General features: G+C 73.1%; 24 protein-coding genes. 13 read left to right on the top strand and 11 right to left on the bottom strand.

What is annotated here, in order from left to right:
- Nucleotides 1-115: 115 nt before the first annotated feature.
- Nucleotides 116-784 carry an RBBP9/YdeN family alpha/beta hydrolase gene (locus AC3RJ6_RS18670; protein WP_491428631.1) on the top strand — a complete coding sequence of 223 codons (669 nt, stop codon included), beginning with the start codon at nucleotides 116-118 and terminating at the stop codon, nucleotides 782-784.
- Nucleotides 785-1,054: 270 nt separating this feature from the next.
- Here the strand turns inward: AC3RJ6_RS18670 and AC3RJ6_RS18665 are convergent, their stop codons facing one another.
- Complete coding sequence (locus AC3RJ6_RS18665) at nucleotides 1,055-2,509, bottom strand: HNH endonuclease signature motif containing protein (protein ID WP_491428630.1); 1,455 nt, start codon at nucleotides 2,507-2,509, stop codon at nucleotides 1,055-1,057.
- 254 nt (nucleotides 2,510-2,763) lie between these two features.
- Here AC3RJ6_RS18665 and AC3RJ6_RS18660 point away from each other — a divergent pair, with 254 nt between their 5' ends.
- The 5 genes from AC3RJ6_RS18660 to AC3RJ6_RS18640 all read left to right on the top strand — a co-directional run bounded on the left by AC3RJ6_RS18660 (nucleotide 2,764) and on the right by AC3RJ6_RS18640 (nucleotide 7,673).
- Nucleotides 2,764-4,329 carry a DUF7059 domain-containing protein gene (locus AC3RJ6_RS18660; RefSeq protein ID WP_491428629.1) on the top strand — a complete coding sequence of 522 codons (1,566 nt, stop codon included), beginning with the start codon at nucleotides 2,764-2,766 and terminating at the stop codon, nucleotides 4,327-4,329.
- A gap of 41 nt (nucleotides 4,330-4,370) precedes the next feature.
- The gene (locus tag AC3RJ6_RS18655) at nucleotides 4,371-4,667 is read left to right on the top strand and encodes a hypothetical protein (protein WP_491428628.1); all 297 of its coding nucleotides are present in this window, start codon (nucleotides 4,371-4,373) and stop codon (nucleotides 4,665-4,667) included.
- An 85-nt stretch (nucleotides 4,668-4,752) separates the two neighbouring features.
- Nucleotides 4,753-5,685 (top strand): J domain-containing protein, encoded by a 933-nt coding sequence (locus AC3RJ6_RS18650; RefSeq protein ID WP_491428627.1) that lies wholly within the window; start codon nucleotides 4,753-4,755, stop codon nucleotides 5,683-5,685.
- Between the two features lie 77 nt (nucleotides 5,686-5,762).
- Nucleotides 5,763-7,073: a M18 family aminopeptidase gene (locus AC3RJ6_RS18645; protein ID WP_491428626.1), complete on the top strand. Its 1,311-nt coding sequence runs from the start codon at nucleotides 5,763-5,765 to the stop codon at nucleotides 7,071-7,073.
- An 84-nt stretch (nucleotides 7,074-7,157) separates the two neighbouring features.
- Entirely contained in the window at nucleotides 7,158-7,673 is a 516-nt protein-coding gene (locus AC3RJ6_RS18640) for a rhodanese-like domain-containing protein (RefSeq protein WP_491428625.1), read from the top strand.
- Between the two features lie 6 nt (nucleotides 7,674-7,679).
- Here AC3RJ6_RS18640 and AC3RJ6_RS18635 read toward each other — a convergent pair whose 3' ends face one another.
- From AC3RJ6_RS18635 to AC3RJ6_RS18625, 3 genes are all read right to left on the bottom strand, one after another.
- A complete protein-coding gene (locus AC3RJ6_RS18635; RefSeq protein WP_244853156.1) occupies nucleotides 7,680-7,877 on the bottom strand; it encodes a hypothetical protein in 198 nt (65 codons plus the stop codon).
- A 61-nt stretch (nucleotides 7,878-7,938) separates the two neighbouring features.
- Nucleotides 7,939-9,333: an L-serine ammonia-lyase gene (locus AC3RJ6_RS18630; RefSeq protein ID WP_491428624.1), complete on the bottom strand. Its 1,395-nt coding sequence runs from the start codon at nucleotides 9,331-9,333 to the stop codon at nucleotides 7,939-7,941.
- Entirely contained in the window at nucleotides 9,330-9,554 is a 225-nt protein-coding gene (locus AC3RJ6_RS18625) for a hypothetical protein (protein WP_491428623.1), read from the bottom strand. Before AC3RJ6_RS18625 ends, AC3RJ6_RS18630 begins: the two co-directional genes overlap by 4 nt.
- Here AC3RJ6_RS18625 and AC3RJ6_RS18620 point away from each other — a divergent pair.
- Complete coding sequence (locus AC3RJ6_RS18620) at nucleotides 9,553-10,575, top strand: ATP-binding cassette domain-containing protein (RefSeq protein ID WP_491428622.1); 1,023 nt, start codon at nucleotides 9,553-9,555, stop codon at nucleotides 10,573-10,575. The two genes, AC3RJ6_RS18625 and AC3RJ6_RS18620, sit on opposite strands and share 2 nt — an antisense overlap.
- Nucleotides 10,572-11,387 carry an ABC transporter permease gene (locus tag AC3RJ6_RS18615; protein ID WP_491428621.1) on the top strand — a complete coding sequence of 272 codons (816 nt, stop codon included), beginning with the start codon at nucleotides 10,572-10,574 and terminating at the stop codon, nucleotides 11,385-11,387. Before AC3RJ6_RS18620 ends, AC3RJ6_RS18615 begins: the two co-directional genes overlap by 4 nt.
- 75 nt (nucleotides 11,388-11,462) lie before the next feature.
- Here AC3RJ6_RS18615 and AC3RJ6_RS18610 read toward each other — a convergent pair whose 3' ends face one another.
- Complete coding sequence (locus AC3RJ6_RS18610; protein WP_491428620.1) at nucleotides 11,463-14,816, bottom strand: AfsR/SARP family transcriptional regulator; 3,354 nt, start codon at nucleotides 14,814-14,816, stop codon at nucleotides 11,463-11,465.
- Between the two features lie 69 nt (nucleotides 14,817-14,885).
- Here AC3RJ6_RS18610 and AC3RJ6_RS18605 point away from each other — a divergent pair, with 69 nt between their 5' ends.
- Entirely contained in the window at nucleotides 14,886-15,920 is a 1,035-nt protein-coding gene (locus AC3RJ6_RS18605; RefSeq protein WP_491428619.1) for a GNAT family N-acetyltransferase, read from the top strand.
- A gap of 2 nt (nucleotides 15,921-15,922) precedes the next feature.
- On the opposite strand, the gene AC3RJ6_RS18600 is transcribed toward AC3RJ6_RS18605, so the two are convergent.
- From AC3RJ6_RS18600 to AC3RJ6_RS18590, 3 genes are all read right to left on the bottom strand, one after another.
- Nucleotides 15,923-16,354, bottom strand: a complete 432-nt coding sequence (locus AC3RJ6_RS18600) for a GNAT family N-acetyltransferase (protein WP_491428618.1) — start codon at nucleotides 16,352-16,354, stop codon at nucleotides 15,923-15,925.
- A gap of 67 nt (nucleotides 16,355-16,421) precedes the next feature.
- On the bottom strand, nucleotides 16,422-16,952 hold the full coding sequence (locus AC3RJ6_RS18595; protein ID WP_491428662.1) for a CoA-binding protein: 531 nt from the start codon (nucleotides 16,950-16,952) through the stop codon (nucleotides 16,422-16,424).
- 68 nt (nucleotides 16,953-17,020) lie between these two features.
- Entirely contained in the window at nucleotides 17,021-18,316 is a 1,296-nt protein-coding gene (locus AC3RJ6_RS18590) for an O-acetylhomoserine aminocarboxypropyltransferase/cysteine synthase family protein (RefSeq protein WP_491428617.1), read from the bottom strand.
- Between the two features lie 188 nt (nucleotides 18,317-18,504).
- On the opposite strand from AC3RJ6_RS18590, the gene AC3RJ6_RS18585 reads away from it, so the two are divergent.
- Entirely contained in the window at nucleotides 18,505-18,834 is a 330-nt protein-coding gene (locus AC3RJ6_RS18585; protein WP_491428616.1) for a DMT family transporter, read from the top strand.
- Nucleotides 18,835-18,933: 99 nt separating this feature from the next.
- Here AC3RJ6_RS18585 and AC3RJ6_RS18580 read toward each other — a convergent pair whose 3' ends face one another.
- Both AC3RJ6_RS18580 and AC3RJ6_RS18575 read right to left on the bottom strand, forming a co-directional pair.
- Nucleotides 18,934-19,311, bottom strand: a complete 378-nt coding sequence (locus tag AC3RJ6_RS18580) for a hypothetical protein (protein WP_491428615.1) — start codon at nucleotides 19,309-19,311, stop codon at nucleotides 18,934-18,936.
- A 2-nt stretch (nucleotides 19,312-19,313) separates the two neighbouring features.
- Complete coding sequence (locus AC3RJ6_RS18575) at nucleotides 19,314-20,357, bottom strand: NAD(P)-dependent alcohol dehydrogenase (protein ID WP_491428614.1); 1,044 nt, start codon at nucleotides 20,355-20,357, stop codon at nucleotides 19,314-19,316.
- Between the two features lie 89 nt (nucleotides 20,358-20,446).
- Here AC3RJ6_RS18575 and AC3RJ6_RS18570 point away from each other — a divergent pair, with 89 nt between their 5' ends.
- Nucleotides 20,447-21,112: a TetR/AcrR family transcriptional regulator gene (locus AC3RJ6_RS18570; protein WP_491428613.1), complete on the top strand. Its 666-nt coding sequence runs from the start codon at nucleotides 20,447-20,449 to the stop codon at nucleotides 21,110-21,112.
- Nucleotides 21,113-21,152: 40 nt separating this feature from the next.
- On the opposite strand, the gene AC3RJ6_RS18565 is transcribed toward AC3RJ6_RS18570, so the two are convergent.
- A complete protein-coding gene (locus tag AC3RJ6_RS18565; protein WP_491428612.1) occupies nucleotides 21,153-22,814 on the bottom strand; it encodes a dolichyl-phosphate-mannose--protein mannosyltransferase in 1,662 nt (553 codons plus the stop codon).
- Between the two features lie 29 nt (nucleotides 22,815-22,843).
- Here AC3RJ6_RS18565 and rsmI point away from each other — a divergent pair, with 29 nt between their 5' ends.
- Nucleotides 22,844-23,668 carry a 16S rRNA (cytidine(1402)-2'-O)-methyltransferase gene (gene rsmI, locus AC3RJ6_RS18560; RefSeq protein ID WP_491428611.1) on the top strand — a complete coding sequence of 275 codons (825 nt, stop codon included), beginning with the start codon at nucleotides 22,844-22,846 and terminating at the stop codon, nucleotides 23,666-23,668.
- Nucleotides 23,669-23,779: 111 nt separating this feature from the next.
- On the top strand, nucleotides 23,780-24,916 hold the full coding sequence (locus AC3RJ6_RS18555) for an NADP-dependent oxidoreductase (RefSeq protein WP_491428610.1): 1,137 nt from the start codon (nucleotides 23,780-23,782) through the stop codon (nucleotides 24,914-24,916).
- Nucleotides 24,917-25,070 lie beyond the last annotated feature (154 nt).

The following is a 25,070-nucleotide window of genomic DNA, read 5'->3' as shown; positions in this document are numbered from 1 at the left end:
CAATGCCAGATGGCGCGCAGATGACGGGTGTGTGACGATCAGCGGGCGCATCGGCTCCGGACGCGCTTGAATGGTGCCCGCGGCCGACGGGCGCCGCGCGAACGAGGGAGCGTACGTGGGCGAGGTGCTCATCCTGCACGGCTGGCAGAACCATCGGCCCGATGGGCACTGGCAGCGCTGGCTGGCCGACGGGTTGACCGCACGCGGTCATGCGGTGCGATATCCGCAGCTGCCCGATGCCGACCACCCCGTGCGTGCGGACTGGCTCGCCGCCCTCGAGGCCGAGCTCGCCGGCACGACGCCCTCGGAGCTCACGGTCGTGACGCACAGTCTCGGCTGCTCGCTGTGGCTCGCGTACGCCGTCGAGCGGGCGCGCGCGGGCCGCACCGAGCCCGCCGCCGCTCGCGTCGTGCTCGTGGCCCCGCCGTCCGACGGATTCCTCGAGCGGACTCCCGAGATCGCCGCCTTCGTCACCGCCGACGCCGCTCGACGTGACGAGGCCGGGCCCTCGCACGAGGCTGGGTCGGAGGTCGCGCGCTCGCGCCTGGCGGCGTCGCTCGCGGCAGCGAGCACCGAGCCGCCGATCGTCGTGCAGAGCGACGCCGACCCCTGCAGTCCCGCAGGCACCACCTCGTTCGCCGAGGCGCACGGGCTCGAGCGACTGATCGTTCCCGGGGGCGGGCATCTCACGATCGGGGACGGCTTCGGTCCGCTGCCGGTCGTGCTCGACCTCGTGCTGGGCGTCGCGGCGAGCGACGCCTCGGTCGACCTGGCGGTCGGGTGACGATCGCGGCGTGACCTCCGCGCGCCGTCAACGCTCACGCTCGTCGTGAGCGCGGCGTACTCGTGAGCGCGGCGCACGCGTCGTGAGCGCCGCGCACGCGTCGTGAGCGCGGCGCACTCGTCACGACCGCGGGGGCCTCGTCATGAGCGCGGCGCATTCGTCATGGCCGCGGGGCCTCGTCATGCGCGCCGCGCACGATCATGCGGTCGTGGCCCCGGCACGTCGGTGCAGGGTGCAGGCACCGCTGCCGCGCCCGGGAACCCCTCGGATTCAGGCTGCGGCCGCGGCGAGGAGCCTGCTCACGTCGGGTGGTGGTGGCGTGATGGAGGGGAGTCGTCGGTTGCCGGGGCGTGGTCGGCGGGTGGGGTCGAGGTGTGCGGGTGGGATGAACCAGGTGTGCCCGTGGTCGATGATGATGGTCCATCCGTCGTCGTGGATGCGGTGGTGGTGATGCGAACAGAGCATGATGCCGTTGTCGAGGTCGGTGCGGCCGTTGTGTCGTGTCCACCATCGGAGGTGGTGCGCTTGGGTGTGGGACGGGGGTCTGGTGCAGCCGGGCCAGGCGCAGCCGCCGTCGCGGTCGGTGAGGACGAGTTTCTGGGCTTGGGTGAACAGGCGGCGGGATCGGCCGAGTTGGAGGTTCTCGTGCCCGTCGCCGAGGTAGAGGGGTGCGATGCCGGCGGACATCGCGAGTTCTTGGATCGTGGCGGCCGAGACGGGTTGGTCGATGCCGTCGATGGTGCCGTGCCCGCGCCCGGTCTGCAGTGCGGTGGTGTCGATGCGGGCGACGACCGTCGCCTGCCGGAGGGGTGCGGGGCCGTCGGCGGCGGTGAGGGAGTGGCGTGCGAGGTCGGCGAGGGCGTCGAGGTTCATCTGCGCGATCGTGCGCTGCTCGGCGAACACGTCATCGGGGCTGCCGGTGGTTGCGGGCGCGGGTCGTTTCGCGTCGCGGGCTTGGTGGAGTTCGGCGGCGACGAGGGTCTCGATCGCGAGTTTGATGGGGGCGCCGTTGGCGGGGTCGGCGGCGCCGGTGAATCGGAGCATGCCGTGCTCGTCTTCCCAGATGCGGAGCTCGCGGGCGGCCCGCAACTCGTCTTCGCGGGGTTTCACACCGTCGGGGTCGAGGCGGGCTTCGAGGAGTTTCACGAGCCGGTGCAACCCGTCGGCCCCGACGGTCGGGGCGCGTTCGACGAGGAACTGTTCGGCGTCGGAGAGTTCGGCCCGGTCGGCGCGGGGTGCGACGCGGTCGCAGAACCGGCGGATCACGTCGGCCGCGTCGACGCAGATCGTGCCCGAGGCGAGTGCGTCGGCGAGGTGCGGGTGCCTGGGTGGCAGGACTTCACCGGTGAACGAAGCGCGGGGTGCGGTCGCCTGCCCCACGGCGACGAGTTTCACCGCGTCTTGGTAGCGGCCGCCGGTCGCGGACGCGATCAATCGTTCCGCGGAGGCGAACCCGTGCTTGCGGGCGACCTCGTCGGTGCCGGGCTTGGAGCGGGCGGCGAGTTCGGCCGCGACGGGCGCCTGCAACGCCTGCACCTGCCGCACGAGTTCGCCGAGGGCTTCGGTCGCCCGGACCAGCCCGTCATCGCTCATCAGGCGCACGTCGGCGGCCGCGTCGACCGAGCCCGGCGTGCCCGCGAGCCGGGCACCGGCCCACACCTCAGTAAGCCCGTTGATGGCGGCTGAAACCCCGGTCAGGGCGGGTATTCCGGCGGGTTCGGACATGTTCCGAGTCTACCCGGAACCACCCGAGATTCGAAGAGATGTTCGAGGATTGTGGAGAACTTTTGCCGACCCCGGACCCGGGAGCGGGAGACCCTCCCGAACGTGGTCTCGATACGCGCCCTCCACCGTCGGGCGCTACCCGACCGACTCACCCGACCGACCTGACTGACCGACCTGACCGACCGACCCGACCGACCTGACCGACGAGCTCGACCGGCGACCCGTCGGAGCCGGGTCGCTGCTTGAATGTCGGGGTGGACATCGATCGCACGCACACGCCCCTCGACCGCCTCGCCGCCGACCTCCGCGCGGCTCGTTTCACGGTCGATGCGCTCGACGAGCTGTGGGGCGAGACGGCGTCGGCCGCGTTGCACCGCGGCGAACGTGTGCCCGCGCGCCGCGTGCTCGATGCCCGCCGGCGCGAGCACGGTGCGTCGGCGCCGCTCGCCGCACTCGCCGAGCTGTTCGTACTCGGCCTCCCGGTTCCGGCTGCCGAGGTCGCCGAGGCGCTACCCGGACTCGGGCTCGACGATGCGGTCGCCCTCGGGCTGATCTCTCGCGCCGCCGACGGCACAGTCGCCGCCGCGCTCGACCTGCGCCCCTACGCCTTCACCGATGCGCACGGCAGCGCGCACTGGTGGATCATCTCCGACCTCGGCGAGCTCGCTCTCGGGCATGCGCTCCGGGAGGACCACGTGCTCGGCGTCGGCGGCGCCTCGACGACGCTCTCGGGGCTCATGCTCCCGACGCCGGCGCGTCGCGTGCTCGACCTCGGCACCGGCTGCGGCATCCAGGCCATGCACGCCTCGCGGTTCGCAGGCGCCGTCGTCGCGACCGACATCTCGGAGCGGGCGCTCGCGCTCGCCCGCATGAACCTCGAGCTCAACGGCATCGACGGCGTCGAGCTGCGCCTCGGCAGCCTGTTCGAGCCGGTCGCGGGGGAGCGGTTCGACCGCATCATCTCGAACCCGCCGTTCGTCATCACGCCCCGCACCGAGGGCGTGCCCGAGTACGAGTACCGCGACGGCGGCATGGTCGGCGACGCGCTCGTCGAGGCGGTCGTGCGCGGATGCGCCGAGCACCTCGAGCCCGGCGGCGTCGCGCAGCTGCTCGCGAACTGGGAGTACCGCGACGGCGTGGACGGCCTCGAGCGCGCCGCCTCGTGGGCGGGTGCGCTCGAGCACTGGATCGTCGAGCGCGAGGTGCAGCCCGTCACCGAGTACGCCGAGACCTGGATCCGCGACGGCGGCACCCGGTCGGGCACGCCCGCGTTCGACCGCCTGTACGGCGCGTGGCTCGACGACTTCGCCGCGCGGGGCGTCACCGAGGTCGGATTCGGCTACGTGCTCGTGCGACGCCCGCTCGACGGAGATGCCTCGGCCGCGGCATCCTCGACCGCCCGGCTCGCTCGCGTCGAGCGTCGGCACGGTGCGATCGGGTCGAACCCCGCGGGCCTCGGCGGATACCTCGCGCAGTGCCTCGACGCGCACGATCTCGAGTCTGCGCTCGACGATGCGGCGCTCGCCGCCGTGCACCTGACGGTCGCCGGCGACGTCACCGAGGAGCGCCACCACTGGCCCGGCGCCGCCGATCCCACGGCCATGCTGCTGCGGCAGGGCGGCGGGTTCGCGCGCACGATCGCGCCCGGCACGGCACTCGCCGCACTCGTCGGCGCCTGCGACGGCGAGCTGTCCGTCGGCGCGATCGTCGCGGCGCTCGCGCAGCTGCTCGAGGTCGACGAGGCGGCGCTCGCCGCCGAGCTGCTGCCCGAGGTGCGCGAGCTCATCGACGACGGGCTGCTGCTGCTGCCGGCGGAGTGACGCCGCGCGTCGGCGGGGATCGGAGACGATCCTCCGGTTGTGTGAGAATCGGGCGCTCGGCGGCGACGGCCAAGGTCGCGACCGTGGCGACGCCGACCATCTCGGGCACGGTGAAGGTCGGCTCGACGCTGACCGCGAAGCCCGGCACGTGGACGACGGGCACCGTCTTCACCTACCAGTGGTACGCCGCGGGCGCCGCGATCACCGGCGCGACGAAGTCGACGTTCGTGCCCACCACGACCCAGAAGGGCAAGGCGATCACCGTGAAGGTGACCGGTGCACTGAGCGGGTACCAGACGATCGCCAAGACGTCGGCGGCGACGGTTCCCGTCGCCTGATCCCCGAAGCGAGGGCCGGTTCTCCCATTCCGGGGAACCGGCCCTCCTCGCGCGGTATTCTCGTGCTCGCAACGAAAGCGAGCCCATGCCCGAGAGTCCCCTGTCAGCGTCGCCGTACGAACTGCTCGGCGTCGCAGCCGACGTCGACGAGGCGACCCTGCGCGCCGCCTACCGTCGTGCCCTGCGCGAGGCGCACCCCGACACGGGCGGTGATCCGGCGAAGTTCCACGCGGTGCAGTCGGCGTGGGCGCTCGTGGGCACCCCGGCCGCTCGCGCCGCGTTCGACCGGGGCCGCGGCACGGCCGGCACCGCACCGAGCCGCGAGGCCTGGGCGCCCGCGGCACCGCGTCCGCGACGCGACTCCCGCCCGCTCGCGAGGTCGTACGGGCACCCGGGCGGCCTGTCGCGCGAGCGCTACCTCGAGTCCATCCGCGAATGGGTGGGGCGCGGCGCCTCCCTGCCCGATCCGTACGACCCGGCGCTCGTGCGCGGCGCGCCGCGCGGCATCCGGCACCTCCTCGCCGACGCGCTCGCCGAGGAGGCGAGCGCGCGGTCGCTCTCGACGCTCGGCATCGCGTACACGATCTGGCACGACATCGCGACGGATGCCGCGGGCCACGGTCTCCCGCCGAAGCTCGACCACCTCGTGCTCGGCCCCACCGGGCTCTTCGCGATCCAGTCGGAGGACTGGGGCGGGCCCGTCGCACTCAAGCGCGGCGAGCTCGTCGGCGAGGCCCTCGCGGGCGAACGCCCGTTCAAGGCCCTCGCGGCACGTGCGAAGTCGATCGGGCGCGCCGCGAAGGCGAAGCCGACCGCGCTCATGATCGTGGTTCCCGACGAGCACGCGGCGGAGCCCCTCGAGCTCGGCGGCACCGTGCGCGGTGCCGTCGTCGCCCTCGTCCGGCGTTCGCGGCTCGCGAGCGCCGTGCGCGAGGGACTGCCGGGGTCGGCGCAGCTCGGCGGCACCGAGGTCATGGAGGTGCGTTCGCGCCTGCAGGCCGTCGTGCGGTTCGCCTGAGCGACCCGACGGTCACCGTGGGCGCTCGCCGAACCCTCCGGTTCGCCCGTGCGCCGCTCGCAGTGTTGGATGGAGGCATGCCGACCGACTCCGCCGCCGCATCCCGCTCCCTGCCCGACCTCGACGACTACATCGCCGACTTCGCGAGCTTCGTGCAGGCCTCGCCCTCGTCGTACCACGCCGCCGCCGAGGTCGCCCGCCGTCTCGAGGAAGCCGGGTTCGAGCGCCTCGACGAGACCGCGGCCTGGCCGACGGGGCCGGGGCGCCGCGTCGTCGTGCGCGACGGTGCCGTCATCGCGTGGGTGCAGCCCGAGGCGGCCGGCCCGACCGCGCCGTACCGCATCCTCGGCGCGCACACCGACTCGCCCTCGTTCAAGCTCAAGCCGAACGGCCAGACCGTCAGCGAGGGCGTGCTGCAGGCCTCGGTCGAGGTGTACGGCGGGCCGCTGCTCAACAGCTGGCTCGACCGAGAGCTCGAGCTCGCGGGCCGCGTCGCGACCGCCGACGGCGGGGTGCACCTCGTGCGCACGGGGCCGATGCTGCGCATCCCGCAGCTCGCCATCCACCTCGACCGCGAGGTCAACACCAAGGGGCTCCACCTCGACAAGCAGCGGCACACCCAGCCGATCTGGGGAGTCGTCGCCGCCGACGAGGAGGTCGACCTGCTCGCCGAGCTCGCCGCTGCGGCGGGCGTGCCCGGGCAGCAGATCGTGGGCCACGACGTGCTCGTCGCCGACACGGCCGCCCCCGCGCGCTTCGGACGCTCGGGCGAGCTGTTCGCCTCGGGACGCATGGACAACCTGAGCTCGGTGTACGCGGGCCTCGTCGCGATCCTGCGCGCCCCCGCCGACGCCGGCCACCTGAGCGTGCTCGCGGCCTTCGACCACGAGGAGCTCGGCTCGGAGTCGCGTTCGGGTGCGAGCGGGCCGTTCCTCGAGGACGTGCTCGGGCGCATCTCCTCGGGACTCGGCGCCTCCGACGACGAGCGGCGCCGCGCCTTCGCGGCGAGCTGGATCGTGTCGAGCGACGCCGGCCACGCCGTGCACCCGAACTACCACGAGCGCCACGACCCCGCGAACCGTCCCGTGCTCGGCGGCGGACCGCTGCTGAAGCTCAACGCCAACCAGCGGTACGCGACCGACGCGGTGGGCGGCGCGCTCTGGGCCGGCGTCTGCCGGCGGGCGGGCGTCGAGACGCAGCCGTTCGTGTCGAACAACGCGATCCCGTGCGGGTCGACGATCGGGCCGCTCGCGGCGACCCGGCTCGGCATCCGCACGGTCGACGTCGGCGTGCCGCTGCTGTCGATGCACTCGGCGCGCGAGCTCGCGCACGTCGACGACCTCGCGGCGCTCGGCGCGGCCGTGACGGCGTTCTTCGCCGAGGACTGACCAGAACGACGGTTGGCCGGATCTCGCGCCGGGTTGGCGCGATTTCCGGGCCCCGTCCGACGTCGCTCCTGCCAGTCTGGGCGCATGACCTCAACGATCACGACCCCACCGCTCTTCGCCCACGTGGCCGACGCCGCGACCGCGATCCGCCACTTCGAGGGGCGCCTCGCGTTCGAGACCGATGTCTCGGACGTCGCGGCCGGGCTCGCCGCGGGCGAACCCGGTTTCGTGCTCGTCGATACCCGCAACGACGCCGCCTGGGCGCAGGGCCGGGTGCCCGGTGCCGTGCACCTGCCGGGCCGGCTCATCGCGGAGGGAACGCCGGGGATGCCGCCCGCGGGGACTCCCGTGGTGGTCTACTGCTGGGGTCCCGCGTGCAACGGAGCGACCCGGGCAGCGCTCGAGTTCGCGAGGCTCGGGTACCCGGTCAAGGAGATGATCGGCGGCTTCGAGTACTGGGTGCGCGAGGGATTCGCCTACGCGACCGACGACGGACTCGTGCAGCGCCCCGCGGACGCGCTCACCAACGTCGCCGACAGCGGCCCCGGCGGTGTTCGGGTGACCCCGGCCGAGGCATCCGGCATCACCTGCGCGTGCTGAGGCGCCTCAGCGCAGCGGTCCGCGCCGGCTCTCGAGCCACAGGGTGTGCTCGCGGAGGCCGTTGCGCACCGCGGCCTTGATGATGAGGTAGCCGATCCACAGCATCAGGGCGAGCACGGCGAGGTAGATCACCAGGCCGATGATCAGGCCGATGAGGCCCGCGCCCAGGAAGAAGTTCGGATCGATCGTCGGGTCGCTGTCCATGGGGCCACCATGGCAGAAACGCGGCGCGTCCGGGAGAGTCCCCGAGTGGGGGACACGGCCCTCAGCACTCGACGACGTTGACGGCGAGGCCGCCCTCGCTCGTCTCCTTGTACTTCGTCATCATGTCGAGGCCCGTCTGCCGCATGGTCTCGATGACCGTGTCGAGCGAGACGAGGTGGGTGCCGTCGCCGTGCAGCGCGAGCCGGGCGGCCGAGACCGCGGTCGACGCGGCGATCGCGTTGCGCTCGATGCAGGGCACCTGCACGAGGCCCGCGACGGGGTCGCACGTGAGGCCGAGGTGGTGCTCCATCGCGATCTCGGCGGCGTTCTCGATCTGCTGCGGGGTACCGCCGAGCACGGCGCACAGCGCGCCCGCCGCCATGGCGCAGGCCGATCCGACCTCGGCCTGGCAGCCGCCCTCGGCGCCCGAGATCGACGCGTTCTTCTTCACGAGGCTCGCGATCGCCGACGCGGTGAGCAGGAACCGGCGGATGCCCGCCCGGTCGGCGCCCGGCACGAAGCGCAGGTAGTAGTGGCCGACCGCGGGCAGGATGCCGGCGGCGCCGTTCGTGGGCGCCGTCACGACGCGGCCGCCCGACGCGTTCTCCTCATTCACGGCGAGTGCGAACGCGTGCAGCCACTCGGTCGACGTGTCGCGGTGCTGCGACGACTCGAGCTCGTCGCGGTCGTATGCCTCGAGCCGGCGGCGCACCTCGGGCGCGCGGCGCTTCACCCGGAGGCCGCCGGGCAGCGTGCCCTCGGTCTCGAGACCGTGCTCGACGCACTCGGCCATCGCGTCCCAGATCGCGTCGAGACCCGCGTCGATGCCGGCCTCGCCGTGCACGGCGACCTCGTTGTGCCGGGCGACGTCGCAGAACGAGACGCCGTGCTCCTCGCAGAGGGCGAGCAGTTCGGCGGCGTTCGAATACGGGAGGGGGTGGCGCAGCGCCTCGGCCTCGGCCGCGGGGTCGCCGTCGCGGCGGATGAACCCGCCGCCGACCGAGTAGTAGGTCTCCTCGGCGATGGGCAGCGGGCCCTCGCCGTACGCCTGCAGGGTCATCGCGTTCGGGTGGCCGGGCAGCCGGGTGCGCGGCTCGAGCGAGATGTCGGTCTGCCGCAGCCGGATCGGCTGCGTGCCGAGCAGGCGGATCTCGGCGCCCGCGTCGCCGGCGTCGGCGAGGCGCGTCCACGCGTCGCGCACGTCGTCGGGGTCGCAGTCGTGCGGCTCGAGGCCGGCGAGGCCCGCGACGACCGCGTCGGGGGTGCCGTGGCCGAGGCCGGTCGCGCCGAGCGAGCCGTACAGCGAGCACGACACGCGCGAGACGTCGCCGAGCACACCGCTCGACTCGAGCGACTCGGCGAACATGCGAGCCGCCCGCATGGGGCCGACGGTGTGCGAACTCGAGGGGCCGATCCCGATCGAGAAGAGATCGAGGGCAGAGACGAACGCTGTCACCATTCAAGGGTACGTCCCCGGGCGCGCACGGATGCCGCTGCGGTTCGAAGAATCGTGCGTACCCGGGCGTCCGCACGCAATCCGGCGGCAGCATCGTCGACGTCGGGGCGCGCGAGCTCGGCGCCGACGCCCGGCCGGGTCGGGGCGGCGGCATCCGCGACAGCGCGACGACAGCGCCGCGACAGCGCGTCGGAAGCGCGTGCCGCGAGCATGATCGGCATGGACATCACCACACGAGCCCAGGGGGACTGGGCGATCGAGGCCGACGGCCTCGTCAAGGTCTTCGGCGAGAACCGCGCGGTCGACGGCGTCGACCTGCGCGTCGCGACGGGGACCGTCTACGGCGTGCTCGGCCCCAACGGCGCCGGCAAGACGACCACCATCTCGATGCTCGCGACGCTGCTGCGCCCCGACGCCGGCTCGGCGCGCATCTTCGGCCACGACGTGCAGGGCGAGGCGCAGGTCGTGCGCCAGCTGATCGGCGTCACGGGGCAGTACGCCTCGGTCGACGAGACGCTGTCGGCGACCGAGAACCTCGTGCTCTTCTCGCGGCTGCTCGGACTCGGCCGACGCGAGTCGAAGCGCAAGGCGTCGGAGCTCCTCGAGGAGTTCGGCCTCACCGAGGCCGCGAAGCGCCCGCTCAAGCAGTTCTCGGGCGGCATGCGGCGCCGACTCGACCTCGCGGCGAGCCTCATCGCCCAGCCGCCGCTCATCTTCCTCGACGAGCCCACGACGGGCCTCGACCCGCGAACCCGCGCCCGGATGTGGGAGACGATCCGCCGGCTCGTCGCGACCGGTTCGACCGTGCTGCTCACGACGCAGTACCTCGACGAGGCCGACCAGCTCGCCGACCGCATCGCCGTCATCGACCGCGGGCGCGTCGTCGCCGAGGGCACGGGCGACGAGCTCAAGGCCTCGGTCGGCGAGTCGAGCCTGCAGCTGCGGCTCGTCGACCCGCGCGACCTCGGCGACGCCGGGGCCGCGATCGAACGCGTGCTCGGCGTGCACGCCACCGCGAGCCCCGAGGCCGCACGTCTCACGGCGCCCATGCAGGACGCCGACCTCGTCGCCGAGCTCCTCGTCACGTTCCGCGACGCGGGCATCCACCTCGCCGAGCTCAGCGTGCAGAAGCCCACGCTCGACGAGGTCTTCCTCACCCTCACCGGCCACACCGCCGAGTCCGAGCACGACGGCGACGAGGCATCCAGCACCGAATTCGAGCTCGAAGGGAGCCGCGCATGACCACCGCGACCATCGTGCCGGGCGCCGCCCGCACGCTCAAGAACCACGTCGGCTTCGGCCAGACGGTGCGCAACTCGTTCAGCATGGCCTGGCGGGGACTGCTCAAGATCAAGCGCACGCCCGAGCAGCTCATCGACGTCACCGTGCAGCCGATCCTGTTCACGGTCATGTTCACCTACATCTTCGGCGGCGCGATCGCGGGCGACGCGATGACCTACCTGCCGTTCCTCCTGCCCGGCATCCTCGTGCAGACCGTCATCACGACCTCGGTCGTCACGGGCGTGCAGTTGCGCGAGGACATGGACAAGGGCGTGTTCGACCGGTTCCGCTCGCTGCCGATCGCACGCGTCGCCCCGCTCGCCGGCGCCCTGCTCGCCGACACCGTGCGCTACGGCATCGCGACCGTGCTCACCTTCGTGGCCGGTTACGTCATGGGCTACCGGCCGGAGGCGGGCCTCGGCAGCGTCATGACGGCGAGCCTCGTGGTCGTCGTCGCCGCCTGGTCGCTCAGCTGGATCTTCGCGTTCTTCGGCGTGATCGCGCGCTCGGCGGGCTCGGTGCAGGGCATCTCGTTCCTCATCCTGTTCCCGCTGACGTTCCTCTCGAACGCGTTCGTGCAGGCCGACACGATGCCCGACTGGCTGCAGTGGTTCGTGAACATCAACCCGGTCTCGCACCTCGTGACCGCGGCGCGCGGCATCACGATGGGCACCGACGTGACGGGCGACCTGCTCGCGACCCTCGTGGGTGCGGCCGTCGTCGTCGCGATCTTCGCCCCGCTCACGGTGCGCGCGTACATGCGCAAGGCGTAGCGGCTGACCGAGCCCGGCGACGGGATGCCGCGGCGCCGGCGTCTCCCGCCGGGGGACGCTCGACGCGGGTGACGGTCAGGCCGAGGTCTCGGGGCCGCGCGCGACGGGCGCTGCGAGCAGTCGCAGCGCCCGTTCGGCGCGCTCGGGCTGGGTGAGGTCGGCGTGCTCGGCGCGCGCCTGCTCGAGGGCCGCCGCACCCGCGAGGCGCTCGGCCGCGGCGAGGTGCGGTTCGAGGCGGAGCGCCGGGAGGTCCTGCCGGGGGTGCAGACGTTCGGCGAGTGCGAGCAGCTCGACGGCGCGCGCCCGCAGGCGCGGATCGTGCATCGCCCACGCCGACCAGCCGAGCGCGGCCGTGCCCAGCACGGGCTTGTCGGTGAAGGCCGGCCAGGCGCGGTGAAGCGCGACCGTGCGGTTGCGGATGCGCGCCGCCCACCGGCCCGCGTCGTCGGCGTCGCGATCGTCGAACACCGCCGCCGAGACGAGGTCGGCGAGCACCATCAGGTACCACGGCGTCGAGCGCTCGTGGACGCCGAACGAGTCGACCGCCTCATGGGCGTGCCGGCGGGCGTCGTCCATGCGCCCCTCGGCCCGGGCGAGCTCTGAGCGACCCAGCGCTCCGACGGTGGCGAGGGCGAGGCCGTCGGCCGTACGCCGCTCGCTCGCCGCGAGCTCGTCGAGCAGCGGGCGCACCTCGTCGAAGCGTCGGGCCGAGAGCAGGTTGCCGGCGCGCATCCACTCGAGCTGGAGCAGGTCGGGCTCGGCATCGAGCGCGACGAGGCCCTCGGCCGCGACGGCCGACCAGTGCAGCGCCCGCTCGGGGTCGCCCGACTGGCTCGCGAGCTGCGCGATCATCATCGAGCTCATCGACTCGGCCCAGCCGTCGCCGAGCCGCTTCGCGAGCCGGTGCGCGCGCTGGGCGTGGTCGATCGCGAGTGCGGGCTCGCCCGCGTTCTCGTCGAACTGGCAGCGCAGCATGGCGCCGATGAGCGCCGTCGGCTCGTCGGCCGAGTCGGACATGACGACGAGCTCGGCGAGCGCGGCGTCGAAGTCGGTCGCGCCGATGACCCGTGCGACCGCGGCGAGCCACTGCGGCAGCGGCCAGCCGTCGGCGAGGTGCGAGCGCAGCCGTGCGAGCGCCCGCGTCGCCACCGGGGCGCTGTATGCGAGGGCGGTGCCGGCCGCGAACACCGCCGACATCATCGCCGGCACGGCGAGGTCGCGATCGTGCGCGCCGCGCCGGGTCGCATCGAGCATCGCCTCGCCGAAGACGAGCACCTCCTCGTGCGCGCTGCGCACGTTCCAGAGGTAGCCGAGCGCCGCGTAGAGCCGCAGCGCCGTCGGCACGCGCCGATCGGCGTTGGCCCGGCGCAGGATCTCGACGAGGTTCTCCTCCTCGAGGCGGAGCCGTCGCAGCGCCGCGAGCTGCGTCGCGCCGCCGCCGATGACGGTGATGTCGGCGAGCCGTTCGGCCCAGCCGGCCATGGCCTCGCGCACGTCGGCCACCTCGCCGGCCCGCTCGAGTCGGACCAGGCCGAACTCGCGCACGGTCTCGAGCATGCGGTACCGGGTGGCGCCCGTGAGCGGTTCGTCGCGCACGGTGAGCAGGGACTGGTCGACGAGCCCGTCGAGCGCGTCGACCGCGGGCGTGCCGAGCGGCGCGGAGTCGAGCACCGCCTCGGCCGCGTCGAGGCCGAAGCCGTCGACGAAGGCCGAGAGGCGGGTCAGGGCGCGCTGCTCGTCGGGGGTGAGCAGCGCCCAGCTCCATTCGATGACGGCCTCGAGGGTGCGCTGCCGGGGCGGCGCGCTGCGATCGCGTCCGGCGAGCAGGGCGAAGCGGTTGTCGAGACGCGCTTCGATCTCGCTGACGGTCATGCTGCGCATGCGCGCCGCGGCGAGCTCGATCGCGAGGGGCAGACCGTCGAGGCGGGCGCACAACCGCTCGATGACGTCGCGCGGAAGCGCGGCGTCGGGGCGCACGGCGAGGGCGCGTTCGATGAAGAGCTGCACGCCCGGGCCCGGCTCGTCGGCGATGCGCGCCGGCAGCGGTTCGAGCGGGTACACCTGCTCGGCGCCGATCGCGATCGGGCTTCGGCTCGTCGCGAGCACGCGCAGGGTCGGCACCGCGGCGAGCAGGTCGGTCGTCCAGGCGGCGACGCCGTCGATCACCTGCTCGCAGTTGTCGAGCACGAGCAGGGTCGGCGCTTCGGCGAGGCGCGCCTCGATGCGCCGACGCAGGTCGGGCCGGCCGGCGGCATCGGAGAGCCGCGACGACCGCGCCTCGCGCAGCCCGAGGGCGGAGCCGAGCGCGAGCTCGACGTCGTCGTCGTCGCGCACGCCCGCGAGCTCGGCGACCGCGACGGCGGGCAGGTCGGATCGCTCGGCGACCGCCTGCGCGACCCGCGTCTTGCCGAGCCCACCGGCTCCGAGGACCGTCACGAGGCGATGCCCGGCGAGCAGCCCGGCGACCGCATCGAGGTCGGCGTCGCGGCCGATGAGCCGGTTCGGCGCGGCGCGCAGGCCGAGCCGGGTCCGGCCGTCGCCGACGCCGCCCGGGGCGTCGGGTGCGCGGGTCAGCGCGATGGTCATGGATGCCCCGGGGCGGACGTCGGAATCACGGGCGAGCGCGGGAGCGGGGGCCGGTGAGGATGCGACCGCGAACGGTTCGTTGCGGTCGTCGAGCAGCCGCGCGTTGAGATCGACGAGGTGCTGCCCGGGCGAGACGCCGAGCTCGTCGCGCAGCGCGGCGCGGATTCGGGCGAACGCCTCGAGCGCATCGGCCCGCCGGCCGGCCGCCGCGAGCGCCGAGATGAGCGAGCTGTGCAAGTGCTCGTCGAGCGGGTCGGCCGCCGCGAGCGGGGTGAGCGCCTCGACGGCGGCCTCGGCGTCGCCGGCGTCGAGCAGGCAGCGGGCGCGGAACTCGAGCAGGCCGATGCGACGGGCCCCGGCGCGGTCGTTGAGCTCGACACCGATCGGCGCCGAGCCGAGGTCGAGGCCCGGTTCGCCCCGCCACAGTGCGAGGGCCTCGTCGAGCACATCGATCGCGGCGCGGGGGTCGCCGGACCGTGCGAGCTCGGCGGCGCGCAGGCCCAGGTCGCCGGCGAGGCCGAGATCGGTCTGCGCGACCTCGAGGTCGACCGCGTACCCGCCGGGGCGCGACACGACGAGGCCCGGGGCGCTCGTGGAGCGGACCCGCGAGACGAGCGACTGCAGTGCGGCGCGCTCGTTCGCCGGGCGTTCGTCGCCCCAGACGTCGTCGGCGATCGCGTCGATGCCGTGCGTGCGCCCGGCGCCGCGGCCGTCGGAGCCGACGAGCGCGGCGAGGAGCGCCTTCGCGAGCGCGCCGGCGGGCTCGATCGGCTCGCCCGACCGACCCTCGACGAGGACCGGGCCGAGCAGCGCGACGCGGAGATCCCGGCGATCGGTCAGCACGCGTCGAGCCTACCGGCGGCGGGAGGCGACGGGCCGTCGTGCCCGCGCGTGGGCGTAGGCTGGCAGGCGATGTCGACCGCCGCCCAGACCTCGCCCGCACCGATGACGATCCGCCCGGTCAGGGCAGCGGAATCCGCGGCGGAGTCGGGGGTGATCGTGCGCGCCTTCGCCGCTGGGCCCTACGGGCACCTGCCGAAGAGCGCCGAGCGTGCCGCCTTCGAAGCCGACACCGTGGGCCGCGCCGCCGACGGCTCGGTGCTCGTCGCGATCGACGCCGGTGGTGCGGTCATGGGTACGGCAAGCGTGCTGCGCGCCGGAACGCGATACTCGCGGGTCGCCCGCCCGGGGGAGGCCGAGGTGCGGCTGATCTCCGTCGACCCCGGTGCGCAGGGTACGGGCCTCGGCGCCGCCCTCACGCGCGCGAGTCTCGAGACGGCGCTCGAATGGGGTGCCTCGGTGCTCGTGCTCGACACCGGCAGCCGCAACACGCGAGCCCAGGCGCTCTACGAGCGGCTCGGCTTCGAGCGCGTGCCCGACCGCGACGCGGCCGTCGACGCCGACGTCGACTCGGTCGTGTACGCCTACCCGCTGCAGCAGCGCGACGACGTCACCGTTCGGCTCATGCGCGCCGACGAGACGGCGGAGGTCGCCGCGCTCGTCGAGCGCGCGTACGCCGCCGACTTCGAGCTCAGCGACGGCTACCGCGCCGACATCGTCGCCGTCGCCGAGCGGGCGCGCGACCATCGCGTGTGGGTCGCCGTCGACACGGCCACGGGCGAGCTGCTCGGCACGGCCTCCACGCCGCGGGCGGGCGCGACGATGTCGCCGGTCGCACAGCCGGGCGAGCTCGACTTCCGCTTCCTCGGCGTGGCGCCCGAAGCGCGCGGACGCGGCGTCGGCGAGACGCTCGTGCGGCACGTGCTGCAGCTCGCACGCATCAGGGGCGTCGATCGGGTGGTGCTCAACACCGGCCCCGACATGCTCGCCGCCCAGCGGCTCTACGACCGGCTCGGCTTCACCCGCCTCCACGAGCGCGAGTACCGTTTCGTGCGACCCGACGGTTCGGGCTTCCAGATGCTCGCATACGGGCGCGACGCGGCCTGACCTCAGACGTTCGGGTCGGGCCCGACGCGCGCCAGCCAGTCCTCGGTGCGTTCGATCGGGGCGAACCCGAACTTCTCGTAGAGCCCGTGCGCGTCGCGCGTGATGAGCAGTACGCGCTTGAGGTGCAGCGCGTCGAGCGTCTCGAGCACGTGCTCCATCAGCGCGACGCCGATGCCGTCACCCCTCGTCGCGGGATCGACGAAGACGTCGCAGAGCCAGGCGAAGGTCACGCCGTCGGTGACCACGCGCGCGTAGCCGAGCTGCTGGCCCGTCGCAGCGTCGTAGACGCCGAAGTTCATCGACCCGTCGATCGCGGCGTCGTGCACGTCGCGCGAGCGCCCCTCCGCCCAGTACGCCTGCTCGCTCAGCCAGCGGTGCACGAGCTCGCGGTCGAGGCGGTCGGGGTCGGTCGAGAACTCGAGTTCGCGGGGCATCGACCCAGCGTAGCGAGACGCGGCACGGGTGGGATGCCTCGACCGAGGCATCCCACCCGAGCGCGCGTCAGCGCACGGTCTTGCGCGAGGTGATCTGCCCCGTGTCGAAGCCGAGCAGGTGCAGGCCGCCGTGGAAGCGGGCGTGCTCGACCTTGATGCAGCGGTCCATGACGACCGTGAGCCCCTGCTCCTCGCCGTAGTACGCCGCCTCCTCGTTCCAGATGCCGAGCTGCACCCAGATGGTCTTGGCGCCCGCGGCGACGACCTCGTCGACGACCTTCGGGATGTCGCTGCCTCGGCGGAACACGACGACGACGTCGGGCACCTCGGGCAGGTCTTTCAGGCTCGCGTACGCCGGCTGGCCGAGGATCTCGGTCTCCATCGGGTTCACGAAGTACAGGCGGTACTCGCTCGACTGCTGCAGGTACGTGCCGACGAAGTAGCTCGAGCGCTGCGGCTTCGGCGAGGCGCCGACGATGGCCACCGACTTCGCCGCGTTGAGGATGCGCAGGCGCGCCTTCGCGTCGGGGCCCGTCCACGTGCGCTGCGAGCGCAGCAGCTTCGCGAGCGGCGAGTCGGCGGGCAGGTCGCAGCTCAGCCCGTTGACGAGGCGCACGGTCTCGAGCTCGGCCTCCGCCGGAGCATCCTGCTCGGTGATGGTGTCGGTCACAGGGTGCCTCCTGTCGCGGTCGCGAGCGCCTGGTCCAGATCGTAGATGATGTCGTCGACGTCCTCGATGCCGACCGAGAGGCGCACGACGCCGGGCAGCACGCCCGCGTCGACGAGCTGCTGCTCGGTGAGCTGCGCATGGGTCGTGGACGCCGGGTGGATGATGAGGGTCTTCGCATCGCCGATGTTCGCGAGGTGCGAGGCGAGGTTCACGTTCTCGATGAGCGCCTGGCCGACCCGGCGGCCGCCCTTGACCTCGAAGCTGAACACCGAGCCGGGGCCATGCGGCAGGTACTTCTTCGCCCGGTCGTGGTGCGGGTGGTCCTCGAGACCGGCCCAGAACACGCGCTCGACGCGCGGGTCGGCGTCGAGCCACTCGGCGACCTTCCGCGCGTTGTCGACGTGCGCCTGGATGCGGTACGGCAGCGTCTCGACGCCCTGCGCGAGCAGGAACGCCGAGTGCGGTGCGAGGGTCGGGCCGATGTCGCGCAGCTGCTCGGCGCGCAGTCGCGTGAGGAACGCGTACTCGCCGAAGTTGCCGCTCCACTCGAGGCCGCCGTAGCTCGGCACCGGCTGGCCGAACAGCGGGAACTTCTCGGAGTGCCAGTGGAACCGGCCCGACTCGACGACGACGCCGCCGAGCGTCGTGCCGTGCCCGCCCAGGAACTTCGTCGCCGAGTGCGTGACGATGTCGGCGCCCCACTCGATCGGCCGGTTGAGGTACGGGGTCGTGATCGTCGAGTCGACGATGAACGGGATGCCGTGCGCGTGCGCGACGTCGGCGAGGGCCTCGAGGTCGGCGATCTCGCCCGACGGGTTCGCGATCGTCTCGACGAAGAGGGCCTTCGTGTTCTCCCGGATCGCCGCCGCGTAGTCGTCGGCGTCGGCGCTCGCGACGAACGTGGTCTCGATGCCGAAGCGGCGAAGCGTCACGTCGAGTTGCGTGATCGAGCCGCCGTACAGGTTCGCCGACGCGACGATGTGGTCGCCGGCGCCCGCGAGCGACGCGAAGGTGATGTACTGGGCGGCGAGACCCGAGGCGGTCGCGACGGCGCCGAGGCCGCCCTCGAGGCTCGCGATGCGCTCCTCGAAGCTCGCGACGGTCGGGTTGGCGAGGCGCGAGTAGATGTTGCCGTATTTCTGCAGCGCGAAGCGGGCCGCGGCGTCGGCGGTGTCGTCGAACACGAACGCGCTCGTCTGGTAGATCGGCAGCGCGCGGGCGCCCGTCACCTGGTCGGGGATGTTGCCCGCGTGGATGGCGCGGGTCTTGAAGCCGTATTCGCGGTCTGCCATGGAACGAAACGCTACGCGTTCGCGGCGGTCGCCTCGCCTGCGAGCCGTAATGAACGGCAACGGATGCGTGCACAGGGGGTGATCAGGCCCGGTTGCTACCCTGAATTCCGGTCGCCCGATCCGCGACCGACCGGACGAGGGAACCCAGTACCCGGACACGACGACTGGCACTCAAGGAGTGAACAGTCATGGCATGGGTCATCCTCATCGCGTCCGGCGTGCTCGAGGCCGTCTGGGCCACCGCGCTCGGCAAGAGCGAGGGGTTCACGAAGCTCTGGCCGTCGGTGATCTTCTTCGGCGCCCTCGTGCTCTCGATGGGCGGGCTCGCGTGGGCGATGCGCGACATCTCGACCGGCACCGCCTATGCCGTGTGGGTCGGCATCGGTGCGGCCCTCACGGTGGTCTGGGCGATGGTCACGGGCGATTCGGATGTCTCGTGGCTGAAGCTCGCCCTCATCGCCGGCCTCGTGGGCTGCGTCATCGGCCTGAAGTTCGTCGACGGCGGCGCCGGCCACTAGCCCGGTCGGCCGGGCGGCGGTCGGAGCTCGACCGCCGCTCGGCCCGTCGCCGGTCAGGCGGTCGAGACGGCCTTCCAGAGGTAGCCGTCTGTGCCGGGATCAGGCCTCCTGAGCTGGATGCCACGCGAGGGCCACCCAGATGACGAGCGCGTTGAAGCCGAAGCTCACGACGATGAGCACGTTGTCGTAGAGGCCCTTGTAGGGGAGGCCGGTCAGGTTGAACACCACGAGCGCGGCCGAGACGATCACGGTGATCCACTTGAGCGGCGTCGCCGGCACCATGAGCGAGACCGTGATCATGACGATCGGCACGAGCATGATGAGCCCGGCCAGCACCCACATCCAGCCCGCGGCGGCCTTGTCACCGATCCGGCCGGGCTCGGCGTCGCCCGAGAAGATGCGCAGCACGTCGCCGAGCAGGTAGACGAGCATCAGCGAGATCCACCCGCCGGCGAGGACGACCCGGGTCGCCTCCACGGTCAGGCCGCCCGCTCGGGTGCGTCGGCACCCGCGGTGGCACCCGACTGCGGGTGCAGGACGAGGTTGCCCACCTTGCGGCCCGAGTCGACGCGGGCATGGGCCTCGGCGATGCGGTCGATCGGGAGCGTCTCGTCGATGACGACCCTGAGGGCCCCCGACTCGACGAGGTCGAGCAGCGTCGTGAAGTCCTCAGCGCGCTCGGGCGAGGTGCCCGTCTTCACCGAGCCGCGGGCGGTGAGCATCTCGCCGAGGCTCGCGACGGCGAGCAGCAGCCGCCCGCCGTCGGCGAGGAGGGGTCGCCCGGTCGCCGGGCTCAGCGCGCCGACCGTGTCGAACACGACGTCGAAGCGCTCGCCGCGCGACGCGAGCGCGGCGAGCGGCGTCGCGCGGTAGTCGACGATCCGGTCGGCGCCGAGTGCGCTGACGAGTTCGGCGTTGCGTGCACTCGTGACCGCGGTCACCCGGGCCCCGAAGCGCTTCGCGAGCTGCACGGCGTTCGTGCCGACCGCGCCCGACGCACCGACGACGAGCACGTGCTCGCCGGGCCGCACGGCGGCCTTGTCGCGCAGGTAGTGCAGTGCCGTCGCGCCGCCGAAGAGCACGCCGGCCGCGTCGTCGAACGACACGCCGTCGGGGATCCGAGCGAGCCGGGACCCGGGCACCGCGACGAGCTCGGCATGGGCTCCCATGCGCGCACCGGTCATGCCGCAGACGCGGTCGCCGACGGCGAACCCCGATGCGGCGACGCCGGCGCCGCCCGCACGCCGGGCGCCGACGGCGGCATCTGCTCCGATCGACTCGACGACGCCGGCGAAGACGACCCCGAGCACCTTCGCGCGAGGGCCGCTCACACCGAGCGCGAGTCGGCCCGGCAGGGCGAACCCGCGTGGGAAGCGGGCGCCGCGGATGCGCGCGTCGCCCGAGTTGACGGTCGCCGCCATGACGCGCACGAGCACCTCGCCTCGGCCCGCGACGGGGTCGGGAACCGTTTCGATCCGTACGACCGACGGCGGCCCGTACCGTTCGACCACTCCTGCGCGCATGCTGCTCCCTTACACGTGTAAGTCTCTGTGCGGATCACGATAGCCTTACAGTCGTAAGGACGCAAGCGTCGCCCGAGAACGGAGTCGGAATGGCCCAGCGCACCCCGCTCAGCCGCGAGCGCATCGTCGCCGCAGCCATGCAGGTCGCCGACGGCGGCGGCCTCGCGGCCGTCAGCATGCGCAGCGTCGGCAAGGCGCTCGGCGCCGAGGCCATGTCGCTCTACCACCACGTCTCCGGCAAGGACGAGCTGCTCGATCTCCTCGCCGATGCGGCGTTCGACCAGATCCCGCTGCTCGAGATCGGCACGCCGTGGCGCATCGCGATGACCTCGCGCGCCGACGCCATGCGCGCCGTGCTCAAGCAGCACTCCTGGGCGCTCGGCCTCCTCGAGTCGCGCTCGAATCCCGGACCGGCCGTCTTCCGGCACCATGACCGCGTGCTCGGCGTGCTGCGGCACGACGGCTTCGACCTCGCGCTCGCCGCCCACGCCTACTCGGCGCTCGACGCCTACATCTACGGCTTCGTGCTCACCGAGCTCAGCCTGCCGTTCACGCCCGACGTGGGCGCCGATGCGTTCGCCGAAGGGCTCGAACTGCCGGCCGACGACTACCCCCACCTCGCCGAGATGCTCGAGCAGATGGTGCTCGGGCACGACTACGACTTCGGCGACGAGTTCGGCTACGGCCTCGACCTCGTGCTCGACCAGCTCGAACGGCGCCGCGCCGAGCTCGGCGCAGCGGAGTCCTCCGACTGACCGGCCGCGCGCGCGGGGGCGGTGACCGGCATCGCGCGGCTCATCCCCAGCTCGGCAGCCAGAAGTGCAGTTGCCTGAAGAAGGGGCTGATCGGCATGCCCGTCCAGATGGGCAGGAAGAACGCCGACACCGCGATCACGACGACGAGGTAGACGCCCACAGTCCACAGCCCGCCCTGCCGTCGCCAGCGCGGATCGCCCGGCCTTCCGGCGACGAGGCCGATGACGTACACGAGCGCGAGCAGCAGGAACGGCTCGAACGCGATCGAGTAGAACTGGAACACCGTGCGGCCCAGGTACATGAGCCACGGCAGGTAGCCCGCCGCGAGCCCGACGAGGATCGCCGCGGCCTGCCACTCCCGGTATCGGGCGAACCGGTAGACGAGGTAGAACGCGGCGAGCGCGGCCGCCCACCAGATGAGCGGGTTGCCGATCTCGATGATCGACGAGACGCTGCCGTCGGCCCCGTCGGAGTAGTACATGTTGGTCGGCCGGATCATGAAGAGCCAGGTCAGCGGGTTCGACTGCCACGGGTGCTCGCTGTGCACGCCGACGTGGTACTGGTACGCGGAGGCGTGGTAGTGCCAGAGGCCCTGCAGCGAGGTCGGCACCCAGGCGAGTGCGCCCGTCCAGGCATTGCCCGCCTCCTCGGCCCAGTGCCGGTAGTACCCGCCGTCGGTCGTGAGCCAGCCCGTCCACGAGGCGAGGTAGACGACGAGGGCGACGGGCACGAGCAGCACGAACGTGACGGGCGCCTGCTTGAGCAGCGCACCGCTCGCCCAGAGGTGGACGCCCGCTCGCCGGCGGGCGAGGGCGTCGACCACGACGAGGTACACGCCGAACGCCGCGAGGAACCAGAGCCCCGACCACTTGACCGCGGATGCCGCGCCGAACGCCGCGCCGGCGGCGACCACCCATGGGCGGGCCCACAGGGCGGGTCCGAAGTGCGGGTCGCGGCCCGACGCCCATGCGGCGGCCAGCCCCGCGTCGAGTGCGCGCTCGGCATGCGCCCGGTCGAGCAGGATGAACCAGAATCCGAGCAGGCAGAACAGCATGACCCAGTTGTCGAGCAGCGCGACGCGCGACATGACGATCGCGTTGCCGTCGATCGCGAAGAGGAGGCCCGCCACGACCGCGAGCGAGGTCGACGTGAAGAGCCGGCGCGCGACCATCGTGAGCAGGAAGACCGCGATCGTGCCGGCGAGCGCCGTCGTCGCCCGCCACCAGAAGGCGTCGCCGGCGCCGAACGCCGCCATGCCGAGGCCGATGAGCCACTTGCCGAGCGGCGGGTGCACGACGTACGAGGGGTCGTCGAGGTAGGTGTTGGGGTCGCCGCCGGCGAAGTCGGCGTCGGCGCCCTCGGGCCAGGCCGACTCGTAGCCGTTGTGCCAGAGCGTCCAGGCGTCCTTCACGTAGTAGGTCTCGTCGAACACGATCTGGTGCGGATGGCCGAGCCCCCAGAAGCGCAGCGCCGCCGCGATGAGCGTGACGAGGACCGGCCCGCCCCAGGTCCACAGCGCGCGCCGGCGCGGCGTCGCCGTCGCAGCCGCCCACCAGTCGTCGAGGCGCGAGCCGCGCGGCTCGTCGGACACGTCGACCGCGTCCCCGGCCGGGGCGTCCGGCGCGGCCGGAACCGCCTCGGGCTCGCCCGGGTGGTCGTCGAGCCGGGTCGCTGCGCGATGCTCCGGCTCGTCGACACTCATGCGCCCAACCCTAAGCCAGACTGGAACCCATGATCATCCTCGCGGCGACCCCGATCGGCAATCTCGGCGATGCGTCGACGCGGCTGCGCGAAGCGCTCGAGTCGGCGACCGTGATCGCCTCGGAGGACACCCGGGTCACCCAGCGCCTGCTGGCGGCCCTCGGCATCGACAACCGGCCGCGGCTCATCGCCCTGCACGAGCACAACGAGCGCCGGAAGGCGGACGAGCTCGTCGACCTCGCCCGCGACACCGACCTGCTCGTGCTCAGCGACGCGGGCATGCCGACGGTCTCCGATCCCGGATTCCCGCTCGTGGCCGCCGCTGCCGCGGCGGGCGTCGTCGTCACCGCGATCCCCGGGCCGTCAGCGGTCGTCACCGCGCTCGCCGTGTCGGGCCTGCCGACCGACCGCTTCGCCTTCGAGGGGTTCCTGCCGCGCAAGGCGGGCGATCGGGCCCGCCGCCTCGCCGAACTCGCGGGCGACCGGCGCACGCTCGTCTTCTTCGAGGCGCCGTCGCGACTCGCGGCGAGTCTCGAGTCGCTCGCCGAGGCGTTCGGGGCCGACCGCCCGGCGGCGGTGTGCCGCGAGCTCACGAAACTCCACGAGGAGGTTCGTCGCGGTCCGCTCGGCGAGCTCGCCGCGTGGGCCGCCGACGGCGTGCGCGGCGAGATCGTCGTCGTCGTCGGGGGAGCGGGCGAGGCCGTCGTCGACGCGGACGCCGCGCTCGAGCGCGTGCTCGGCCTCGCGGCATCCGGCACGAGGCTCAAGGACGCCGCCTCGCTCGTCGCCGCCGAGACCGGCCTCGGCAAGCGCGAGCTCTACGAGGCCGCGCTCGCGAGTCGCGACGGGCGCTGACCGGCACCGGCCGCGGCATCCTCCCCGAATGCGGCGCAGCGGCACAACCCCTGTCGCGCCGCCCCCGAAAGGGGGACAATGGAACCATCCGCACGATCCAGGAGGTGCGAGATGGCAACCAGAGACGAGTCGCGGGCCTTCACGGCCCGGGCGGTTCGATATGCGGAGTTCGGCGGCCCCGAGGTGCTGCACGTCGACGACGTGCCGATGCCGGTACCGGGCCCGGGGGAGGTGCTCGTCGAGGTCTTCGCCTCGGGCCTCAACCCCGCCGAGAGCGCGATGCGGCGCGGCGAGTACGGCGGGGGCGGCGTCGAACTGCCGGCGACCCAGGGCCGCGATCTCGCGGGCGTCGTGATCGCCACCGGACCCGACGTCGGGCGCTTCGGGCGCGGCGACGAGGTCATGGGCTTCGTCGAGCGCGGCGCCCAGGCGACGCACGTGGCGGTTCCCGAGCGGCAGCTGCTGCCGAAGCCCGCGGGCATCTCGTGGGAGGTCGCCGGATCGCTCTACGTCGCCGGCACGACCGCGTGGAACGCCACCGAGGGCCTCGCGCTCGGCCCCGACGACACCGTCGTCGTGACCGCGGCCGCCGGCGGGGTCGGATGCCTCGCCGCCCAGTTCGCGCGGATGCACGGCGCGACCGTCATCGGCACGACGACCGAGGAGCGTTTCGACTTCCTGCGCCAGTTCGGCGTCATCCCGACGAGGTACGGCATCGGGCTCGCCGACCGGGTGCGCCGCATCGTCGACGAGACCGACCATGCGCGTCCCGTGAGCGCGTTCCTCGACTTCCTCGGCGGCGAGACCGAGGCGGCCGCAGAACTGGGCGTGCCGAGCTCGCGCACGCTGACGGTGCTCGACCACGACGCGGTCGCGTCGAGCGACGCCGTCGCGGCCGGAACGGGCGACGTCGTCGCCATGGGGCGCGTCGCCGCCCTCGTCGCCGCCCGCCGCGTGCGCCTGCCGATCGCCGACGTGTTCGGGCTCGACGGCATCGTCGACGCGTACCGGGCGCTCGACCGGCGCGACGCTCCGGGCAAGATCGTGCTCGGCCTGCGGGTCGTCGACTACCCGGGCCAGAAGGTGCGGGAGCCGGCGATCAAGGAGCAGGACGTCACGCTCGGCGTGCCGACGCCGCACGCGCACCTCGACGTGACCGAGGCGATCCCGCCCGCGATCGGCGACGGCAGCGTGCGGCGGCGACACCGCGAGGAGCACGCGCGCGAGGGGGCGACGGCGACGGAGTGATCGGGTTTCGAGACGCGTCCTCCTTCGTCGGGCGCTCCTCAACCAGCGGTGCAGTAACGCAGACGTCGAGGCATCCCATGCGCCCAGAGGATTGAGCGGCGTTGCGGGTGAGCCCGAAGCCTCCGCAGTAATGGTGCTCGATGCGCCCATAGGA

This window comes from Agromyces cucurbitae (assembly GCF_058349945.1).
Note: the sequence above shows the minus strand (reverse complement) of the source record. Positions and strands in the feature narration are given on the sequence as shown.

Excerpts from the sequence above, each read along its gene's own strand:
- AC3RJ6_RS18565 (WP_491428612.1), bottom strand. The coding sequence starts at position 22,814 with ATGAGTGTCGACGAGCCGGAGCATCGCGCAGCGACCCGGCTCGACGAC.
- AC3RJ6_RS18620 (WP_491428622.1), top strand. The coding sequence starts at position 9,553 with ATGGACATCACCACACGAGCCCAGGGGGACTGGGCGATCGAGGCCGAC.
- AC3RJ6_RS18570 (WP_491428613.1), top strand. The coding sequence starts at position 20,447 with ATGGCCCAGCGCACCCCGCTCAGCCGCGAGCGCATCGTCGCCGCAGCC.
- AC3RJ6_RS18590 (WP_491428617.1), bottom strand. The coding sequence starts at position 18,316 with ATGGCAGACCGCGAATACGGCTTCAAGACCCGCGCCATCCACGCGGGC.
- AC3RJ6_RS18635 (WP_244853156.1), bottom strand. The coding sequence starts at position 7,877 with ATGGACAGCGACCCGACGATCGATCCGAACTTCTTCCTGGGCGCGGGC.
- AC3RJ6_RS18575 (WP_491428614.1), bottom strand. The coding sequence starts at position 20,357 with ATGCGCGCAGGAGTGGTCGAACGGTACGGGCCGCCGTCGGTCGTACGG.
- rsmI (WP_491428611.1), top strand. The coding sequence starts at position 22,844 with ATGATCATCCTCGCGGCGACCCCGATCGGCAATCTCGGCGATGCGTCG.
- AC3RJ6_RS18615 (WP_491428621.1), top strand. The coding sequence starts at position 10,572 with ATGACCACCGCGACCATCGTGCCGGGCGCCGCCCGCACGCTCAAGAAC.
- AC3RJ6_RS18625 (WP_491428623.1), bottom strand. The coding sequence starts at position 9,554 with ATGCCGATCATGCTCGCGGCACGCGCTTCCGACGCGCTGTCGCGGCGC.
- AC3RJ6_RS18605 (WP_491428619.1), top strand. The coding sequence starts at position 14,886 with ATGTCGACCGCCGCCCAGACCTCGCCCGCACCGATGACGATCCGCCCG.
- AC3RJ6_RS18555 (WP_491428610.1), top strand. The coding sequence starts at position 23,780 with ATGGCAACCAGAGACGAGTCGCGGGCCTTCACGGCCCGGGCGGTTCGA.
- AC3RJ6_RS18585 (WP_491428616.1), top strand. The coding sequence starts at position 18,505 with ATGGCATGGGTCATCCTCATCGCGTCCGGCGTGCTCGAGGCCGTCTGG.
- AC3RJ6_RS18645 (WP_491428626.1), top strand. The coding sequence starts at position 5,763 with ATGCCGACCGACTCCGCCGCCGCATCCCGCTCCCTGCCCGACCTCGAC.
- AC3RJ6_RS18600 (WP_491428618.1), bottom strand. The coding sequence starts at position 16,354 with ATGCCCCGCGAACTCGAGTTCTCGACCGACCCCGACCGCCTCGACCGC.
- AC3RJ6_RS18665 (WP_491428630.1), bottom strand. The coding sequence starts at position 2,509 with ATGTCCGAACCCGCCGGAATACCCGCCCTGACCGGGGTTTCAGCCGCC.
- AC3RJ6_RS18640 (WP_491428625.1), top strand. The coding sequence starts at position 7,158 with ATGACCTCAACGATCACGACCCCACCGCTCTTCGCCCACGTGGCCGAC.
- AC3RJ6_RS18650 (WP_491428627.1), top strand. The coding sequence starts at position 4,753 with ATGCCCGAGAGTCCCCTGTCAGCGTCGCCGTACGAACTGCTCGGCGTC.